At 55.3% G+C, this 17,823-nt stretch carries 16 protein-coding genes; 11 read left to right on the top strand and 5 right to left on the bottom strand.

All coding sequences use genetic code 11. The features are described 5' to 3' along the window. Positions 1-69 precede the first annotated feature (69 nt). Positions 70-1,947: an ABC transporter ATP-binding protein/permease gene (locus PYL13_RS19305; protein WP_275643278.1), complete on the bottom strand. Its 1,878-nt coding sequence runs from the start codon at positions 1,945-1,947 to the stop codon at positions 70-72. 147 nt (positions 1,948-2,094) lie between these two features. Next, positions 2,095-2,355 carry a hypothetical protein gene (locus PYL13_RS19300; RefSeq protein WP_275643277.1) on the bottom strand — a complete coding sequence of 87 codons (261 nt, stop codon included), beginning with the start codon at positions 2,353-2,355 and terminating at the stop codon, positions 2,095-2,097. 330 nt (positions 2,356-2,685) lie between these two features. On the opposite strand from PYL13_RS19300, the gene PYL13_RS19295 reads away from it, so the two are divergent. Next, on the top strand, positions 2,686-3,720 hold the full coding sequence (locus PYL13_RS19295) for a helix-turn-helix domain-containing protein (protein ID WP_275643276.1): 1,035 nt from the start codon (positions 2,686-2,688) through the stop codon (positions 3,718-3,720). A 422-nt stretch (positions 3,721-4,142) separates the two neighbouring features. Beyond that, entirely contained in the window at positions 4,143-4,334 is a 192-nt protein-coding gene (locus PYL13_RS19290; protein ID WP_275643275.1) for a hypothetical protein, read from the top strand. Between the two features lie 255 nt (positions 4,335-4,589). On the opposite strand, the gene PYL13_RS19285 is transcribed toward PYL13_RS19290, so the two are convergent. After that, positions 4,590-4,790: a hypothetical protein gene (locus tag PYL13_RS19285; RefSeq protein WP_250984451.1), complete on the bottom strand. Its 201-nt coding sequence runs from the start codon at positions 4,788-4,790 to the stop codon at positions 4,590-4,592. A gap of 380 nt (positions 4,791-5,170) precedes the next feature. Between PYL13_RS19285 and PYL13_RS19280 the strand changes: the two genes are divergently transcribed. The 6 genes from PYL13_RS19280 to PYL13_RS19255 all read left to right on the top strand — a co-directional run bounded on the left by PYL13_RS19280 (position 5,171) and on the right by PYL13_RS19255 (position 11,838). Beyond that, positions 5,171-7,012, top strand: coding sequence for an ABC transporter permease (locus PYL13_RS19280; protein WP_441296676.1), 1,842 nt, complete (start codon positions 5,171-5,173; stop codon positions 7,010-7,012). 1 nt (position 7,013) lies between these two features. After that, on the top strand, positions 7,014-8,156 hold the full coding sequence (locus PYL13_RS19275) for an ABC transporter ATP-binding protein (protein ID WP_275643273.1): 1,143 nt from the start codon (positions 7,014-7,016) through the stop codon (positions 8,154-8,156). A 43-nt stretch (positions 8,157-8,199) separates the two neighbouring features. Beyond that, the gene (locus PYL13_RS19270; protein ID WP_275643272.1) at positions 8,200-9,318 is read left to right on the top strand and encodes an ABC transporter substrate-binding protein; all 1,119 of its coding nucleotides are present in this window, start codon (positions 8,200-8,202) and stop codon (positions 9,316-9,318) included. A gap of 74 nt (positions 9,319-9,392) precedes the next feature. Beyond that, on the top strand, positions 9,393-10,214 hold the full coding sequence (locus PYL13_RS19265) for an inositol monophosphatase family protein (RefSeq protein WP_275643271.1): 822 nt from the start codon (positions 9,393-9,395) through the stop codon (positions 10,212-10,214). Further along, positions 10,211-10,825 carry a dual specificity protein phosphatase family protein gene (locus tag PYL13_RS19260; protein WP_250984456.1) on the top strand — a complete coding sequence of 205 codons (615 nt, stop codon included), beginning with the start codon at positions 10,211-10,213 and terminating at the stop codon, positions 10,823-10,825. The genes PYL13_RS19265 and PYL13_RS19260 overlap by 4 nt, the downstream gene beginning before the upstream one ends. Next, the gene (locus PYL13_RS19255; protein WP_275643270.1) at positions 10,822-11,838 is read left to right on the top strand and encodes a LacI family DNA-binding transcriptional regulator; all 1,017 of its coding nucleotides are present in this window, start codon (positions 10,822-10,824) and stop codon (positions 11,836-11,838) included. The genes PYL13_RS19260 and PYL13_RS19255 overlap by 4 nt, the downstream gene beginning before the upstream one ends. Before the next feature lie 15 nt (positions 11,839-11,853). On the opposite strand, the gene rtcR is transcribed toward PYL13_RS19255, so the two are convergent. Next, positions 11,854-13,470, bottom strand: a complete 1,617-nt coding sequence (gene rtcR, locus PYL13_RS19250; RefSeq protein WP_275643269.1) for an RNA repair transcriptional activator RtcR — start codon at positions 13,468-13,470, stop codon at positions 11,854-11,856. A gap of 211 nt (positions 13,471-13,681) precedes the next feature. On the opposite strand from rtcR, the gene PYL13_RS19245 reads away from it, so the two are divergent. The 3 genes from PYL13_RS19245 to PYL13_RS19235 all read left to right on the top strand — a co-directional run bounded on the left by PYL13_RS19245 (position 13,682) and on the right by PYL13_RS19235 (position 17,246). Continuing rightward, positions 13,682-15,235: an RNA-binding protein gene (locus PYL13_RS19245; protein ID WP_275643268.1), complete on the top strand. Its 1,554-nt coding sequence runs from the start codon at positions 13,682-13,684 to the stop codon at positions 15,233-15,235. Between the two features lie 182 nt (positions 15,236-15,417). Next, positions 15,418-15,663 (top strand): hypothetical protein, encoded by a 246-nt coding sequence (locus PYL13_RS19240; protein WP_275643267.1) that lies wholly within the window; start codon positions 15,418-15,420, stop codon positions 15,661-15,663. Between the two features lie 164 nt (positions 15,664-15,827). After that, positions 15,828-17,246, top strand: coding sequence for an RtcB family protein (locus tag PYL13_RS19235; protein WP_275643266.1), 1,419 nt, complete (start codon positions 15,828-15,830; stop codon positions 17,244-17,246). A 58-nt stretch (positions 17,247-17,304) separates the two neighbouring features. Here the strand turns inward: PYL13_RS19235 and PYL13_RS19230 are convergent, their stop codons facing one another. Beyond that, entirely contained in the window at positions 17,305-17,718 is a 414-nt protein-coding gene (locus tag PYL13_RS19230; RefSeq protein WP_192489787.1) for an Lrp/AsnC family transcriptional regulator, read from the bottom strand. Between the last annotated feature and the right edge of the window lie 105 nt (positions 17,719-17,823).

Below are 17,823 nucleotides of genomic sequence, written 5' to 3'. Positions count from 1 at the left end.
CGGCAGTTGTAGAGAGGCAGACTGTTTCGGGCAACAATAAACAGACGTCCGGCTGTCAGATGTTTCCCTCTAGCGAAGCAACCGAGGCTTCGGGATCAAGCGTTTGAACACGTTGCGTTTTTTATGGTGGCGACCAAGGTCAACATCGCTAACCAGCTTCGCACCACCCTCACGTCGTTCCAGGACCACCTTTCGGCTGTGGAAAGCCTCCAACTCAGCCCTATGTGCTACACTGAGGATCGTTGCGTCAGGGAGTTCATTAATAAGCGTCTGCATCATCTTGTCCTGGCTTTTTTCGTCCAGCGCGGAGGTTGCTTCGTCAAGCACGATGATATCCGGCTTGTGAAGCAGCAGGCGCGCAAATGCCAGGCGCTGTTTTTCGCCGCCGGACAAGGTCTGGTCCCATGGGGCGTCTTCTTCAATCTTTGCCTCCAGATGGCCTAGTCCCACCTTTTCGAGCGCCGATTTTACCTCCTCGAGGGGCCAGTCATCCGACGCGCCGGGATAGGCAACAGCACGGCCAAGTGTGCCCGAGGGAATGTAGGGACGTTGTGGCAACATGAACAACCGTTTTCCGGGATGCACGTCGACGCTCCCTTCACCCCATGGCCACAGGCCTGCTATAGTGCGCACCAGCGTACTTTTACCGGAGCCGGATTCACCCGACACCAGAACCCGCTCTCCCTGATTGATCAGCACCTTGGTCTCCGTGACCACGGCTGTTCCGTCGTTCAGAGATACAGAGAGATCATTGAGGCTGAGAATTGCCTCGCCCTCTGCGTCGCCGTGCCTAACCCGCCCGATAGCGTCGCTTTTTTCTGCGTGTTCCAGTCCGTCAAGTGACACCATGAGTGATGCCACACGGCGTGCACAGGCATTCCAGTCTGCAAGACGGGGGTAGTTGTCGACCAACCAGCCAAATGCACCCTGCACGATGGCGAATGCCGATGCCGCCTGCATGACCTGTCCAAGCGACATACTTCCATCGAGAAATTTCGGCGCGCATAACAGGATTGGCACGACAGGCGCAAACAGGCTGGAAACCTGCGACACCAGGGTTGTACGCATATATTGACGGGCAATAAGCGCCCATTGGTGAAGGACGTGGGAGAAGGTTTTGTTGAGGTCGCTGCGTTCTTCGTCTTCACCGCCCAACAAGGCGATGCTCTCACCATTCTCACGGATACGTGTCAGCGTATAGCGAAACTCTGCCTCCGCCTGGTTCTTGGCCTCCGAAATCCGCACAAAATTTCCCGCGATCACAACCATGGACGTGGAGGTGATGGTGGCGTAAAGGATCGCCGTAATGACGAGAAATCCGGGTATAGTGACGGTGTGGCCTGCGATGGTTACCGTCAGTGCGCCGCCGATGGTCCAGAGAACGACGATGAAAGTCGATGCAGACAGAAACGCGGAAACGACCCCTGCAACAAAATCCACCGGCGCCTCGGTCGAAATCCGCAAATCTTCAGACATGCGTGCTTCTGGATTTTTGTGGTCACCGCCAATCAGATTGAGCTGATAGTAGCGACCGTTTGCCAGCCAGCGATCGATCGTCTTTTTTGTGAGCCAGGAACGCCAACGGCGCTGTATCTTCATACGGAAAAACACCTGGATGACGACAAGCGACATGCTGCCAAAAACCAAGGGTATGAACACCGCACTTAAAAAGTACACGGTACTGGCGTCGCGTTTTTCGATGGCGTCGAAGAGGTTTCGGTTCCAGACGTTGATGCCGTACTGAAAAACGACATTGGTACACAGCAACGCTACCAGCACGATCGAAAACGGCCACGCAAGCTTTTCGCCGCTTCGGCTCCAGAAACCACGCGCGCTATCCCAGAAGCGAGATAACAAATATTTGCGGCGGGCCTTCTCTTTTTCGTCGGCTGTGAGTTCTGGTTCGGGAACTGGAGCATCAGGTGTTGATGCAGCACTTGTGTTCATTCTTAGCCTGCTCAGTCTTTGCACAATAGGTTGTTATTGCCGGATAGGAGCTTTGCAGGCGGTCTCAGGGCGGTTTTCCGTTAAATGGCTGCCGCTGATTTTTACTGAAAGGTTGTTGCGTCATTAGCACTGGGGAGATGGCGCGTGTCATGGGTGGACGCTTCCATGGTCCAGTTGCAGACGTTTGAGAGAGTTTTCGACGGTTTTTATGTCATCGGCCGTGACAACCGGAATGGGGTCTGAAGCCATGGCCTCCAGCACTTCCGGTGAAAGTCCACCATTTCTGATGACCCACTCCATCGCCTCGCGTGTTTCCCGCTCGGCACGCAACTGGGCGTAAAGCGCAATGATCAAACGATCTCTGGCATCAAAACGTTCGTGGCTGGTTTGTTTAGCAACTTTCGTCATGGTTCATGTCTCCGGTATCTATTCCACAGTTCGTTGTTCATGGTGTTGATCTTGAGAGTGGAGATAGGACCCAGCCCGGATGTGTTTGTTCCCTGTTCTGCTTTAACAACCAGACACGCTCATGGTTCCCTGAGGGAGGTTTGAATAGAAATGGCGTGAGATCAGGCAATGGTGAACCTGTCAGAATTCAATCTAAATACGATTGTCAGCGGTAACTGTTGTTGGAGACGGCATTGGGCAAATATCGATATTTGGCAAATTTGACACGAGCATTTCCAGCGTTCAAATTCATGTTGAGCACGTCAACCGCAGTTTGCAGAGTAAGAAATCTTGAGCCCAGCGAATGTTGCGCATCATATTATTCGTTCATCGCAGCTGAGCCGTGAGGACAATTACGAGTATTGGCGAACAGGCATTGCCAGCCTGTTTGATGCCACCCCCACGGATAATGATTTCGATACATTCAGTGCCGATCTGGCGACCTATAATCCCGGCCAGTTCCTGATTGGCAAATCGTCGGCAAGCCCGCAGCAGTTTCATCGTTCCGGTGCTCTGGTATCCGCAACTGCGGTCGATCACCTTCTGGTGCAGCTCTATGTGAAGGGCGAGTGTGCGTATAATGCAGATGGCGGTTACGGTAAGGGCGTAACGGGCGACATCGTCTGTTTTGATCTCAGCCGCCCGATGCAGTCTTACGCCAGCAATATGGACATCATCAGCCTGGTCATTCCACGTCAGATGATGCGGTTGATGCCAAAAATTGTTGATAATCTTCACGGCGCGCGCGTTGAAGGTTCATCGACACTTGGGGTCATTCTCAGCGATTACATGCTGTCTATCGCACGGCGCGCGCCGACATTAAGCCAGACGGAGGGGCAGCTTCTGGTGGAATCCACATCTGCCTTGTTGTCCAGTGCATTTACCGGTGCCGTTACCACGCAGTTCGACACGCTGACGCGTGTAAACCTGCAAACGATCCAGACATTCATCGAGCGCAACCTGACCAACTTGTCTCTGTCGACCGATATGATCGTGTACCAGTTCGGCTTGTCGCGATCTGCGCTTTACCGGCTGTTTGAACCGGTTGGCGGAATTGGTGAATATATCCGGGAGCGTCGGCTCAAGCTGGCGAGATTGAAACTGGCATCGGTCGGGACCGGACGCGGAGCCGTGGCGAAACTTGCTTATTCCTGCGGTTTTTCCAATGAGGACACCTTTTCCCGCGCTTTTCAGCAGTATTTCGGCATTCGCCCCAGTGAGGCCATTCGGGATATCGGCGCTGCTGCGCAGCTGAAAAATATGTTGGCTGGTGATGCCGATAATTGGATGCATAACTGGCTCGACAAGTTGCAGATGCGCCAGTAATCCAAAGCCACCCTTTAGGGTTTCGCACAATAAAAAATAGGCATTTGGTGCAGGTCTGTTCGCACAGGTTGCAGGAGCAAGCCTTTGAATTGTTGACATGATATCCGTTCAGCCGACGTAATATCCCAATCTTCCCTGATATCGTCCCAACCCGGTTTTATCGGCTTTATTTTTTGTGGCTTAGAAGGCACGACCTTTTCTCGATTGAGGCGGGAACCTAATGCCGGTCGCAATCATTATGCACGTCGGTGTTAGAGGGCCCATTTCACAGCGCCCAACACCAGTCATTTCCTGCAAGGGAAAGACATGAGAGTCACGGTGCTTTTGATGGGAAAAGCACAGGAAAATGGGGATGTGCCGTAAGAATGCATATGTCAGATCAGGATCCAATATTGCTTCACCTCCAGAGCGAATTTTCACCGGTGATCGTTCTTGCCGATTTTGAAAAGGCCGACCGCGCAGTGTGGTCCTTCAAGCGGGAACTGGTTGAGACGGAACAAAATTTTCTTGGGTTTTGCGATGACCCGGCTGAGGCGAATTTCGAGGCCGCAGATAAAGGCATCCGGCAAACCAATCACCATCCAGAACGATTTTTCGACTGGTTTTGGCAGTAAGCTAAAGTCTTGTCAGGCGGGAGTTCTCGTCAGCCCAAGCAGAGGATTTGGCGGCCAACCCCTTGGCGTGACGGGCTCCCTGATCAGAGCAGGCTTGTTAGCCCTCAAAAAAACAATCTCTGGAAATTCCGGCTAAACATATCCTCGATATGTATGAAAGAGCTTGCCGTTACAAAGGCAAGTTGCGCTGATCGTGTGATCAGGCATGCAACGAAGACAGCCAATAGCTGTCTTCGTCAAAAACAAACAGGTTGCTTATGCAGCCTTGTTGTCACCGTCGAAATGGCCGCACCAATCGCTACCGGTTACGACCGGCCACAGGCCACGCGCATTGGCGTCTGGCTGCGAAACCGGTGGGTTGAAACGACAGAGGCCAGCGTCTGCGGCAACTGTGCCAGCATTTGCGGCGTGGTCTTCATAGAACGAGCAGGCTTTGCAGGACGCTTTGTTCGACATGTGTGGTTTCCTTCTTTGCAAAATCACATCAAAACATGAGACTGAAACTCATTTTTTCTAGAATGATTCTAAAGTAGGATTTTCTGTTTGGCAATCTGTGCGCGCAATTTTTTGCTACAAATGTTCAAATCCTCCGCGTAACCAGAGAGGTTTTGCGCCTCTCAAAGCGCTGCAAAACACTAAGAATTACGCGTTTTTGTGCGCTGTCGACGTGGAAAATATCGCGAAACATACTGTGCACCTACGTGCTAAGCATTCTACATTTCGAATATTATTAGACGTTTATTGGCCAATTTTTCCAATGCACATATGTGCAATTTGTCATTTGGCTGTCATGTGATCTGCCTATGGTCGTCCCGTGAATACGAGAGGGCGCCAAAATGGTGGACATAGGGCACGTAGAAAAAGATGCACGCCTTGCATCGGGCGATTCGCCATACAGGCGGTTGCGACATCATCTCACGGTCATAAGTCATGAGCCGGTAATGTTCATCGGCATTGCTTTGGCTGTCGTGTTCCTGTTGTTGATCCTCGCGCCTGTCATTTCGATCCTCGTCAATGTGGCTATTGTGCAGATTGGTGACGCTGCGCGCACTCGTGCTCCAGAAGGCGCATTCACGCTCTATTATGTGACGCGTGCTTTCGCCTCGCGCATGTCGAGCATCTTGCTGTGGCAGCCGATGTTGAATACCGCCTCGATTGCTATTGGTTCTATTTTTCTTTCCATGTCAGTTGGCGGCGTACTGGCTTGGCTGGTCAACCGCACAGAGCTGCCGGGACGTCGCTGGTTTGCGACGGCGTTGATCATTCCGTTCATGCTGCCGACTTGGACGCTGGCGCTTGCCTGGACCACAATTTTCAAGAATCGCACGGTTGGCGGTCAGCCCGGTTGGCTGGAGACGCTTGGTTTTTCGACGCCGGATTGGCTGGCTTATGGTCGGTTGCCGATGATCATTATCCTGTCGTTGCATTATGCGCCCTTCGTCATTTTGATCCTGGGAAGCGCGCTGCAGCGTCTTGATGCCCAGCTGGAAGATTCCGCACGTATTCTGGGTGCCAGCCGTCGCCGTGTGGCATTTCAGATTGTGCTGCCGTTGATGCGCCCCGCACTTTTGTCCTGCGGATTGCTGATCCTTGCCGATTGTATCGGGGAATTTGCCGTGCCTTACGTGCTTGGCCTTCCCGTCGGTTTCGACACGCTTTCGACTTCGCTCTACCGCGCAATCTCCACGCGGCAGACCGGCATGGCCGCAGTCATGGCCGCGGTCATCATGGCGATTGGTGTGGTCACGCTGTATATCGACACCAGAATGATGCGCGAGGCGCGCCGGTTTGCTATCATCGGCGGCAAGGGGGCGATGGATCGCCGCCGTCCGCTCGGGCGATGGCAAATGCCTGCCACTGTTTTCACGCTGGCATTTTTTACCGTCGGTGTGGTGATCCCGCTGCTGACCTTGTTTCTGTCGACCGTCATGCGTGTGCCGGGTCGTTTCTCGCCCGAAAATTTCACCTTCGATTACTGGATCGGCGCCAATCTCGACACCATTGCCTTGAGAAACGGCATTCTGATGACGCCGGAATTCTGGAGCGCTGGCCTTAATACGCTGGTAATCATTGGCGTGGCCTCACTCGCATCCGGTGTTCTCGGCCTGCTGGTCGGGTATGTGGTCATTCGCAGCCCCTTTGCCGCGCTTGGTAATTTCCTGCGCCAGATTACGTTCCTGCCATATCTGGTGCCAGGAATTGCGTTTGCTGCTGCCATCCTGACGCTGTTTGCGGTGCCGCGTGGTCCGCTGCCAGCGCTGTACGGTACGTCGATTATCCTCATTCTGGCACTGATTGCCGATCAGATGCCATTTGCCTCGCGGTCGGGCATTGCAGCCATGGCGCAGCTGGGCAAGGAGCCGGAAGAGGCTGCCCGCATAGCGGGCGCGGGTTGGTGGCGTCGCATGCTCAGCATCGTGATTCCGATCCAGAAACGGGCGCTGGCCAGCGCAATCCTGCTGCCATTCATCTCCGGCATCAAGGGCGTCAGCCTGTTCATCATTCTGGCCGTGCCGGCAACCGATGTCCTGACCACCTATTCGCTGCGTCTCGTTGATTACAACTACACCCAGGCAGCCAATGCCGTGGTGCTGATGATCGCGCTCTCGGCGCTGTTTGGCACCATTCTTATTAACCGTCTCACCGGCAATGGCATTGCCAAGGGACTGGAGAGCTGACATGCCCGATATCACCCTGACCAATGTCACCAAGAATTATGCTGGCCACGGCAACGCGGCCGTCGGAGGCCTGAACCTGACTATTGCAGATGGTGAGTTCATGTGCCTGCTGGGACCATCCGGTTGCGGCAAGACCACGACATTGCGCATGATTGCGGGCCTTGAACATCTGAGCGACGGCGAAATCGCAATTGGCGATAAGCTTGTGGACAGTGTTCCGGCCTCCGCCTTTGTGCCGCCGGAAAAGCGCGGCCTCGGTCTGGTGTTCCAGAGCTATGCGCTGTGGCCGCATATGACCGTTGAGCGGAACATCGATTTCGGGTTGCGCCTGGGCAAGCTGCCGGAGGCGGAGCGTCGTGCCAAGGTCAATGACGTGATGGAAAAGCTGCGTATCCGCGATTACGCATCGCGTTATCCCGCGCAACTGTCCGGTGGTCAGCAGCAGCGCGTGGCGCTGGCGCGCATGCTGGCGGTTAATCCCGGCATCCTTCTTCTTGATGAGCCTCTGTCCAATCTTGATGCTGCGCTTAGACTGGAAATGCGCGCCGAATTGCGTCGTCTGCATGAGGAGTTTCGCACTACAATCGTGTTCGTCACCCATGACCAATGGGAAGCGATGACGCTTGCCACCACCATTGCCGTAATGAATGGCGGGCGTTTGCAGCAGGTCGGTGCACCCGATGATATCTATTCACGTCCGGTCAATCGCTTCGTTGCGGAGTTTATCGGCAATCCGCCAATCAACATGATCGCTTTGGACGGAACACCAAGCGGTGATGGCTTTGGCGCCCGCCTGTCCGAAAGCCTTGACTTGATGGGCGCAGCGTCGATCGGACTACGGCCCGAGGAAATTTCCCTGTCAAATACGTCGAACGCCGTACCACTCGGCGCATTGCGGCTTGAAAGCATCATGCCGACCGGTGGCAGTTGGATCATCGAACTGTCGCTTGGTTCAGAACGACTGTTTCACTCTACGCATAGCAGGCCAACCGCAAAGCCGGGTGACATGATCAGCTGTTTCGCGCGCCGCGAGGGTCTTTACCTGTTCGACGCTGCTGGCCAGCGTTTCGATACGACCGTAATCCGCGCCCCAAGCGCGGCACACCCAGCCGGAACCGAGCGTCCGGCACTTCTACCCGCATAACCTCACGAAAACATCTTTGTTCAAATCACTCAAAGGAATACCGATGAGACATTCCCGTACTCTGCTCTCCTCGCTGATGCTGTCTGCCGCTGTTCTGTGTGGCGTGGCCAACGCCGGCGCCGAAGAGGCTTTCGATCTCGACAAGCTGATTGAAGCTGCCAAACAGGAAGCGCCTATCACCGTTTACGACTCGACCGGCAAAATAGTCGAACAGGCAAAGGCCTTTTCGGAAAAATACGGTGTTCAGGCTACTGGAGTAAAATCCAGCGCACCAGAAACGCTTGAGATCGTCATTCGCGAAGCCCAGGCAAACAACGTCAAGGCTGACGTGGTTATTCTGGCGGATGCACCTGCCGCACTGTCGCAGATCGTTGCCAAGGGTTACGCAAAGAGCTGGCTGCCAACAGATCTGGCAAAGGATATCCCTGCGATCTACCAGGACCCTCTGACAATCGTTCTTGCGCCGAACGTCTGGACCTACAACACCGCCCTACATGACAGCTGCCCTGTTTCCAATATCTGGCAGCTGACAGAAGCCGACTGGAAGGGCAAGGTTGCGATGCAGGATCCGCTTGGCAAGCCGTCCTATACCGACGGGTTTAACCAGCTGGCCACCCACGCGGACAAGGCAGTCGCCGATGCCTATCAGGCGCAATATGGCAAACCATTGGAAACCGACGAGACGAGCGCTACCGCTGCATGGGTCAAGGCGCTTGCCGCCAATAGCCCGCTGTTGACCGATTCCGACGGTGCGGCTGCAGAATCGATTGGCGCTCCTGATACCAAGGATAGCTTTGTTGGTCTGGTCAGCACGGCCAAGTACCGCGACAACAAGGACGGTATGAAGCTTGGCCTTTGCGCAGGTCTTTCCCCATTCTCCGGCTGGACTTACCCTTCGCTTGGTCTGATTGCGTCAGGCACAAAAAGCCCGAATGCGGCAAAGCTGTTCGTGCGTTACATGATGACAGCTGAAGGCATCGCGCCGCAGGCGAAGGACGGCAAAATGTCGACGAACACCACCATTAGCCTGCCAGACAGTGAGCCGTCGGGCGTTGGCAAGGTTCGTGACCAGCTGCTTTCCTATGACGCCTCTACCGGCGCCGGTGACTGGGAAGCCCGTCAGGATTGGCAGGATCTTTGGGCCTTGAACTACAAGAAGTAACTGTCGAATATTTGTAACAATACTGGCAGGCCTTGTTTCTAGCCAAGGCCTGCACCATTCATTCGAAAGAAATCATGCTGACTGTCGATGAACTGAACCTCCGTGAAGCCCTTTTGCGCGAAGTTGCCACCTCTGCCGGTGCTGTTGCCCTTGCTGCCTTTCATGCCCGCAAGCCCGGCGATTTTACGCTCAAGGGACGGCAGGATTTTCTCACCGAGGCAGACGGTATGGTGGAAAGCCATGTACGAGCCCTGATCACCAAGGCATTTCCCTTGGACGGGATTTTGGGTGAGGAGGCCGGTGGCTATCTTTCGGACAGGCTGTGGGTGATTGATCCGATTGACGGAACGGCCAATTTTGCCCGTGGCATTCCGCATTTTTGCATTTCGATTGCCTTTCATGAACAGGGCGAAACACTGCTGGGTGTGATCTTTAATCCGGCGTCCAATGAATTCTATTTTGCCCGCAAGGGGCAGGGTGCGACCAAAAACGGTGTGCCGCTTACGGCCGCGAAAACCGAAGCCATTACCAATGCATCGGTGGAGATTGGCTGGTCTCCGCGCGTTGAGAGCGCTGATTATTTGGCGGCGCAGCAGCGCGTGCTGGAAAAAGGCGCCAATATTCGTCGCGGTGCATCGGGCGCACTGGCCATTGCCTGGGTGGCAGAAGGCCGCACGGATGGTTACGCCGAATATTATATGAATGCATGGGATTGCCTTGCCGGTCTGCTGATGGTGCGTGAGGCCGGTGGTGTAACCGGAACCTATCCGGCGGAGCAGGCCGAATTGCTGACCGGTGGCGCGATCTTTGCCGCAGCCCCCGGTGTTGCCGTCGATTTTTCGCAAGCGATGCGGATTGCCATAGCGGATGAAGATCGCAAGGGAGAGGCAGCATGAGTGCTTCTCCGCGATATGAACGCCCGCATCTTAGTCTGATCGAGAGCAACCTGCCCGGCTGGGATGTTGATCTCTACATTGGTGGACGTGAAGCCGTCTGTGATCCGGCCTTGCTGGCCGAACATGACATCAAGATTGTCGTCAACTGTGCGGTGAATTTTGACGTGAATTTTGTCTCCGGCGGTCAGACGGATGAGAATGGCATTCTGGCGTCCGGTCCCGGATTGCTTCGCTATTACAAGCTTGGGCTTGTGGATGGCGCGGGCAATTCCGACACCATGCTGCTGTCGGGGTATTACCTGCTGCGTGGCGCACTGGACCAAACCTTTCCGGAACGGGCCTCCTACCCGCATCGGGAAAAGGGCAATGTTCTTGTAAACTGTCGTGCCGGTCGCAGCCGCTCTGTGGCCTTGGTGTCGCTATTCCTGCATCTGGAAATGCCAAAGACTTATCCAACACTGGCGGCTGCAATTACCCATGTCCGCACCAACAGGCAATTGCGTACAGATGAGTGGTTTGAAACGCCAAAACCGCAATTGATCCGAGCGGCGGAACAGGCAGCTGATATGATCCGCCTTGTCGAGGCAGGAAAAAGAAGGGCGATTGCATGACCAACCGGCCGCCACAGAGTTTTGCGAGTGCCATTGAAGTGGCACGGAAGGCAGGCGTTTCGCGCTCCGCCGTTTCGCGTACCTTCACGGAAGGGGCGAGCGTCTCTGAAGAGACGCGTCGCAAGGTTCTCGCCGCGGCCGAGGAACTGAATTATCACGTCAACCATCTGGCACGTGGTCTATCGCAGGAAAAAAGCCGGCCGATCTGTATTCTGGGCGGCGATCTTCACGCGCCCTATCAATCGGCGCTGCTGGAAGCCATCACCCGGCGCATTCAGGCGGTCGGTCGGGCGGCGATGGTCATCAATACCGCGGGTGATGAGGCCGATATTCAGTCCGCGCTACACCAGACACTTAACTACCGTGCCTCAGCCACAATCGTTCTCTCGGGCGCGCCGCCAGTGTCACTGGTGCGAACCTGTATCGAAAGCGGCCAGCATGTCATTCTCATCAATCGTGCGGGACAGATCGAGGAGGCGGACCATATTAGCCTCGATCACGAGGCCGCGATGAAAGATGCGTGGCACATGCTGGCCCGCGCGGGCTGCAAGTCCTTTGCGATTGTTTCCTCCACCAACGGGTCTCCCAGCCTGCTGGCCCGCGAACGACTTTTCTGCGACGTGGTCGCCAAGGCAGGCTTCGAGCCACCGCAGGTGATCAAGGCCGGCTCCACCAGTTATCGCAGCGGCGCAGAGGCGGCACGAAGGTTGCTTCCGGGCGCAACACCTCCGGACGCAGTTTTTTGCGTGACCGATCTTCTGGCTTGCGGTTTCCTTGACGTGGCGCGCAATGATTTCCAGTTGAAAATTCCCAGGGATCTCTGTGTTGTCGGCTTTGACGATATCGAGCAGGCCAGTTGGGAAGGGTATGCAATCACGACGTTTCGTCAGCCGATCGAAGAAATGGCAGAAGCGATCGTGACGCGCCTGACGGAAGAGCGTCTGGACAATCCGGTCGGTCACGTCACGACCTTCCGGGCGTTTCCCGTATGGCGCAAAACCGTGCGTTCGTGATGCCTGTCGGGCCGATCAACCCGCCGTGGCGCGGCGTCGGACATCATCAAATTTCAAACCGAACCTTGCCAGATATTTGCTCAGCCGGTCGGCGTCATTGCTGCTTTTCTTCTCAAGGCGGCTGTTAGCGAACAATGCACGGCCTGCGGCGCTGGCTGTCCCATGCTCGCAGCATGTTTTCAAAACAGTGGTGAGTTGAGCGACATCGAAAAGATCGAGTGCTGCGACGGCTTCTTGGCCGAGGACATCGACAAGGATTTGGTCTGCTGCGCGGCCTGAAGGGGCGCCTCCCCAGGCGGCCTTGAGGCGTTCTGCCTCATGACGAACGACCTCGACGGTTATTCTGCCTTGCGGCGCAAGTGTTGCCATGCGCATGACCGATGCCGATAGATCACGGAAATTGGCGCTCCATGCGGCTTCCGGGGAGGTTGCGAAGGTTAGATAACGTTCGCGCGCTTCCTTGTTGAAGGTCACGTTGTGGCCTTCCTTTTCCAGAAAACGGCGCAGTTCGAAATCAAGGTTAGGCTCGATATCTTCCTTGCGTTCGCACAGTGCAGGCAGCTGGAAGGTCCAGATGTTGAGGCGGGCAAACAGGTCTTCGCGGAACCGGCCTTTTTGCACCTCTTCGCGCAGATTGCGGTTGGTCCCTGCCAGCAACTGGAAATCGGCCGATGTTTCCTTGTCCGCACCAACAGGCAGAAACCTCTTTTCCTCGATGGCACGCAGACACATGGCCTGCTCATCCAGACCAAGCTCGCCGATTTCGTCGAGGAAAAGCACGCCCTTGTCTGCGGATTTCAACAGGCCAGCCCGCTCACCTGAGGCGCCGGTGAAGGCGCCCTTGACGTGACCGAACAGTGCCGACATCGCCTGATCACCGCGTAACGTGGCGCAGTTGACCTCTACGAATGGCCCACTCACCTTTCGCTCGGCTTTTTTCAGTTCGTAAATCCGCTTTGCCAGCTGGGATTTACCTGCGCCCGTCGGGCCGGTCAGCAATAAAGGTGCAACCGAGCGCATCCCGACCTGTTCAATCTCGTCAATCATGCGGTTGAAGGCGGCGTTGCGCGTCGAAATCCCGGACTTCAGAAACGAGGTTGCTTCCTCTCGCTCAGAGGCAAAGCGGGTGGCGATTTCATCGTAACGAGAAAGGTCAAGGTCGATGACGGTGTGCTTGCCAGCATAATCGCCTGGCAGTTCATGGTCGCGTGGCGGCGATAGCTGCAACAGGCGGGCGGGAATGATGCGGGCTTCCGTCAGAAGGAACCAGCATATCTGCGCCACATGGGTGCCGGTGGTGATGTTGACGAGATAATCTTCGGTGTCTGGATCGAAATCATACGCGCGGGCAAAATCACGCAGCTTTGTGTAGACCTCCGAGAAATCCCACGGGTCGGTGAGATTGATGATGTTCTGACGAACCTGGGTCGCGGGCGAGACGGTTTCGATATCGCCAATGATTGTTTTCGCCAGCCTGCCGAACTGGGTGTCGTGGATCAGCTCAACACGATCAAAAAACATGCCAGGTTGCTGAGTTAGCGCAACATTGGGCCGCCAACGGCTCCATCTGTCTTGGCGTCCGCCTATATCCAGTGTCGTTCCCAGAATGCTGATAGCAACGCGTCGTTTCATATTTTATCCAAAAATATAAATCTTATACTATTGGATAATTTAATGAAATCGTCTTTGATTGGCAATTCTGGTCACCAAAAAAGATTTCGAATTTTTTAAGTGATTAAAATCAGAGGTTTGATTTTGTTTTCTCTATGTTTTCGCGCCGTTAAACGCAAACTGGCACGCCACTTGAAATGTATCTGGCAGAAACAAACAAAAAGGTGCGGCCATGGTGAACACGGCAATCTTCAAATCTTATTTCGGCAAGCTGCTGTCGCAGACGGATGCCGTTAATGATGCAGGCGCTGCTGCCTATGCCCTGACACCGCGTGAAGCACTTGCGCAGTATGCGGTGACAGGAACGTTCAATGACACGTTTTACGCCAATGCCGGTGAGCAGCTGGAGGCGGTGGTGAAGCTTGCCTCAGAGGTTGAGCCGGAATTTCTGGCGAAACTGGCAATCTATGCGGCTGAACAAGGCCATATGAAAGACATGCCGGTCATGTTGCTGGCAATGTTGTCAGGCCTTGAGAGCGATGCCTTTACACGTGCTTTCCCGCAGGTGGTGAGAAGCGGCAAGATGTTGCGCGGTTTTGTGCAGATCATGCGTTCTGGAACTGCGGGCCGAAAGTCGCTTGGAACACGTCCTAAAAAGATGGTTCAGGCATGGCTTGATACACGTACGGTGCCGCAATTCCTGCAGGCGATGGTCGGCAATGATCCTTCGCTTCCGGATGTTATCCGTATGGTGCATCCAAAGCCAAAGGATGCGGAACGTGCAGCATTGTATGCATGGGCAATCGGCAAGCCATACGATCTTGCTGCGCTGCCAGCCGAAGTGAAGGCTTTCGAGGCATTCAAGCGGGATACCAGCCGGGCTCTGCCAGCTGTGCCGTTCCAGATGCTGACCTCGCTCAAGCTGACAAAGGAGCAGTGGGCGGAAGTGGCACTCAGCGGATCCTGGCAGATGGTGCGCCAGAACCTCAATACATTTGCCCGCAACGGCGTGTTTGAGGTGCCGGGTATGGCTGAAAAGCTGGCCGCCAAACTCGCTGATCCGCAGACGGTTCGCAAGGCGCGGGTGTTTCCGTACCAGTTGCTGGTTGCCTGGCATATGGCTGGGCAGACGGTGCCCGGCGAAGTTGCCGATGCATTGCAGGACGCAATGGAAACCGCAATTTCCAGTGTGCCGGTATTCAAAGGCAATGTGGTGGTCTGCCCTGACGTATCGGGCTCGATGGGTTCGCCAGTGACCGGTTATCGCAAGGGGTCCACGTCAGCGGTTCGTTGCATTGATGTGGCCGCTCTTGTGGCAGCCTCGTTCCTGCGGCGCAACCCGCGTGCACGGATCCTGCCGTTTGAAAACCGGGTGGTGGACGTAAAATTGAACGGCCGCGATAGCGTGATGACCAATGCTGCAAAGCTTGCGGCCATCGGCGGCGGCGGAACCAATTGCTCGGCACCGCTGCAACGGTTGGTGAAGGAAAAGGCCAGGGTCGACCTCGTGGTCTTCGTTTCGGACAACCAGTCCTGGATCGATGACCGCGGTGAAGGCCAGGCGACAGGCATGATGGTTGAATGGGCGCGGATCAAGCGACGCAACCCGGCTGCAAAGCTGGTGTGCCTCGATATCCAGCCCTACGTCCAGACGCCTGCCAAGGCCGCAGATGTCTTGAACATCGGTGGTTTTTCCGACGCTGTTTACGACGCCATAGCCAACTTTGCGGCGGACAAGTCCGGTGCCGGGGAATGGCTGCGCCAGATCGAGGCGATCGATCTTTGACATTATCCTGCGCCACCAGTGAAGGGCGCAGGATACCGTGACGAATGCCGATTGGAACTACAGACTGTTAATCTCCAGGTCGCGGGTTCGAATCCCGTCGGGGTCCCCATTTATGACCCCGTAGCTCAGCGGATAGAGCAGGCGTTCCAGCAATTCTTGTCGTCACGGACAGAATGAAATGCATGGCGAATACCGAAAGAAACTACATCGAAAAGTGTTTCTTTCAACCTCTTGTCGCCCTGATGGAATACGTGGCGAATGCCGGGGAAACTACATCGGTAAACCCTAATGGGGAGCGGATTCGAACTCCGCACCGCCAAGTGCCGAAAGGTATGGACGCGGAATGTTTCCTCATCCTGGTCGCCATGACCGAAATGCAGCGGCGAATGCCGAACGGAACTACAGCCTCCACGTTAGGGGTGGCTTAATGGGTTCGACTCCCATCCCCGGCAGCGCTCTCTGGCACGAGCGGAGCCCCCCATGTTTCGTTCAACCTCGTCGCCGCTGCCTTTCAATTTTGAAGATGCCGGAAGACGGAATGTTGTCCGGTAATGATGAATGAATGAGAAGGACTGCGAACGCAGAAAAGAAGATGGTTGAGATCGTAAGCGGACAGGATTTGATTGACGCGGGCATGCCGCAGGGCAAGTGGTTTCGCCCGGCGCTGGATGCCGCCAATAAGGTTTTGAATGAGGGCGGTTCGATGAGTGCCGCCATGGCGACAGCACTTGCATTCCGGCCAGCCCCGACTGTACCGCTGAAAACGGATGGCGATGTCGAGATCTATTCCAACATCCGTGCCGAAAACGTGTTCGAACAAGACAATGTCGAGAAGGTCAATGCTACCATGCGGGCGCTTGTCCGCACGCCTGTTGTGCGCGCGGCGGCAATCATGCCGGACGCCTGCCCAGCCGGACCGGTGGGAACCATTCCTGTTGGTGGCGTGGTTGCTTCCGAGGCGATCCATCCTGGCATGCATTCGGCCGATATCTGCTGCTCCATGGCAATCTCGATCTTCCCCGGCGTTGATCCAAAGTCGTTGCTGGATGCGATCCACTCCGTGACGCATTTCGGGCCAGGTGGTCGTGCCGTTGATCAGCGTGTCAAACCGTCCGAAGCAACATTGGCGGCTTTCCAGCAGAACCCGTATCTGAGCGGTGCGGCGTTGAATGTTGGTATCGAGCACTTTGCAACGCAGGGTGACGGCAACCATTTTGCCTATGTCGGAACGATGAAGTCGACCGGCGAGACGGCACTGGTTACCCATCATGGATCGCGAGCGCCCGGTGCCCGGCTGTATGAACGTGGAATGAAGGTGGCAAACAAATTCCGTGAACAATTGTCACCGGAAACACACCGCGACAATGCCTGGATTCCGGCGGATACCGAGGAGGGTGATCTTTACTGGTCGGCTCTGCAGTCCATCCGCCAGTGGACGAAGGAAAACCATTATGTGCTGCATGACATGACGGCGGAAAAGCTGTCTGCCAAGGTGTCGGACCGTTTCTGGAACGAACATAACTTTGTGTTCCGAAAGTCAGACGGTCTGTTCTACCACGGTAAGGGGGCGACGCCTGCCTTTGATGGCTGGGCTGAGGATGCGACCGATCTGACGATCATTCCGCTCAACATGGCGGAGCCGATCCTGATCGTGCGTGGCTCCAATGCTGCTCATGGTCTGGGTTTCTCACCGCATGGCGCGGGCCGTAACTTTTCGCGTAGCGCTCATTTGCGGCGTCTCGCGGCGGAATATGGCGCCGATTCCCGTGGGCTGAGCCCGAACAACATTGCCGACATCATGGCAAAAGAGACGGCTGGACTGGATGTACGCTTCTTTTCGGGAGAGGCGGACGTGTCCGAACTGCCGGGTGCCTACAAGTCGGCGGCCAATGTGCGTTCCCAGATCGAACATTACGGCCTTGCCGAAGTGGTCGACGAGGTGATCCCGTTTGGAAGCATCATGGCTGGTGACTGGCAGAAGAATGCGCCATGGCGTAAGAAACGTCGCTGAATATCGGGCGAGGCGGCTGATGCCGCCTCGTTCAAGCACGCCCGTTAAGCTGGGCCGGTCAGGCCGGACCAAGCAGGATGAAGGTCTCGCTTTTTGACACACCTTCGGTGCCGCGCACCGTTGAAATCAGCTGGTTCAACTCGGACATCGTGGATACCTCGATTTCGGCGACAGCATCCCAGACACCATTTGTATTGGAAAGAGACGCCACACCCGGCAAGCGTTTGATGGCCGACACTGTGTGCTTTGGTGAGCCGGACACTTCAACGAGGATAAAGGCTCGGATCAGATCGCGGCTGATGTCGTCTTTCAACCTGACGGTGAAACCCTTGATGTCGCCTGATTCAATCAGGCGATCGAGCCGCTTTTGAGCAGTGGCGCGGGCGACACCAAGAATCTGCGCAAGCTGTGGAACCGACGCCCTGCCATTGATCCGCAACTCCGCAATCAGCCGTCTATCAAGGTCGTCCATTTTTTACCATTTCGTCAAATGACTTACTATTTCGTCATTATATGAAATTTTCGAGCACTTTGTATTCTTTTTTGTTCTCGTTTCTCGAATTACCAATTGTCATCG

The organism is Agrobacterium sp. Azo12, assembly GCF_029193765.2.
In the GTDB taxonomy this organism is placed as follows: Bacteria; Pseudomonadota; Alphaproteobacteria; order Rhizobiales; family Rhizobiaceae; genus Agrobacterium.
This window is presented reverse-complemented; position numbering and strand designations above follow the sequence as displayed.

Excerpts from the sequence above, each read along its gene's own strand:
- PYL13_RS19235 (WP_275643266.1), top strand. The coding sequence starts at position 15,828 with ATGGTTGAGATCGTAAGCGGACAGGATTTGATTGACGCGGGCATGCCG.
- PYL13_RS19305 (WP_275643278.1), bottom strand. The coding sequence starts at position 1,947 with ATGAACACAAGTGCTGCATCAACACCTGATGCTCCAGTTCCCGAACCA.
- PYL13_RS19230 (WP_192489787.1), bottom strand. The coding sequence starts at position 17,718 with ATGGACGACCTTGATAGACGGCTGATTGCGGAGTTGCGGATCAATGGC.
- PYL13_RS19240 (WP_275643267.1), top strand. The coding sequence starts at position 15,418 with ATGGCGAATACCGAAAGAAACTACATCGAAAAGTGTTTCTTTCAACCT.
- PYL13_RS19280 (WP_441296676.1), top strand. The coding sequence starts at position 5,171 with ATGGTGGACATAGGGCACGTAGAAAAAGATGCACGCCTTGCATCGGGC.
- rtcR (WP_275643269.1), bottom strand. The coding sequence starts at position 13,470 with ATGAAACGACGCGTTGCTATCAGCATTCTGGGAACGACACTGGATATA.
- PYL13_RS19275 (WP_275643273.1), top strand. The coding sequence starts at position 7,014 with ATGCCCGATATCACCCTGACCAATGTCACCAAGAATTATGCTGGCCAC.
- PYL13_RS19255 (WP_275643270.1), top strand. The coding sequence starts at position 10,822 with ATGACCAACCGGCCGCCACAGAGTTTTGCGAGTGCCATTGAAGTGGCA.
- PYL13_RS19285 (WP_250984451.1), bottom strand. The coding sequence starts at position 4,790 with ATGTCGAACAAAGCGTCCTGCAAAGCCTGCTCGTTCTATGAAGACCAC.
- PYL13_RS19300 (WP_275643277.1), bottom strand. The coding sequence starts at position 2,355 with ATGACGAAAGTTGCTAAACAAACCAGCCACGAACGTTTTGATGCCAGA.
- PYL13_RS19260 (WP_250984456.1), top strand. The coding sequence starts at position 10,211 with ATGAGTGCTTCTCCGCGATATGAACGCCCGCATCTTAGTCTGATCGAG.
- PYL13_RS19265 (WP_275643271.1), top strand. The coding sequence starts at position 9,393 with ATGCTGACTGTCGATGAACTGAACCTCCGTGAAGCCCTTTTGCGCGAA.
- PYL13_RS19245 (WP_275643268.1), top strand. The coding sequence starts at position 13,682 with ATGGTGAACACGGCAATCTTCAAATCTTATTTCGGCAAGCTGCTGTCG.
- PYL13_RS19270 (WP_275643272.1), top strand. The coding sequence starts at position 8,200 with ATGAGACATTCCCGTACTCTGCTCTCCTCGCTGATGCTGTCTGCCGCT.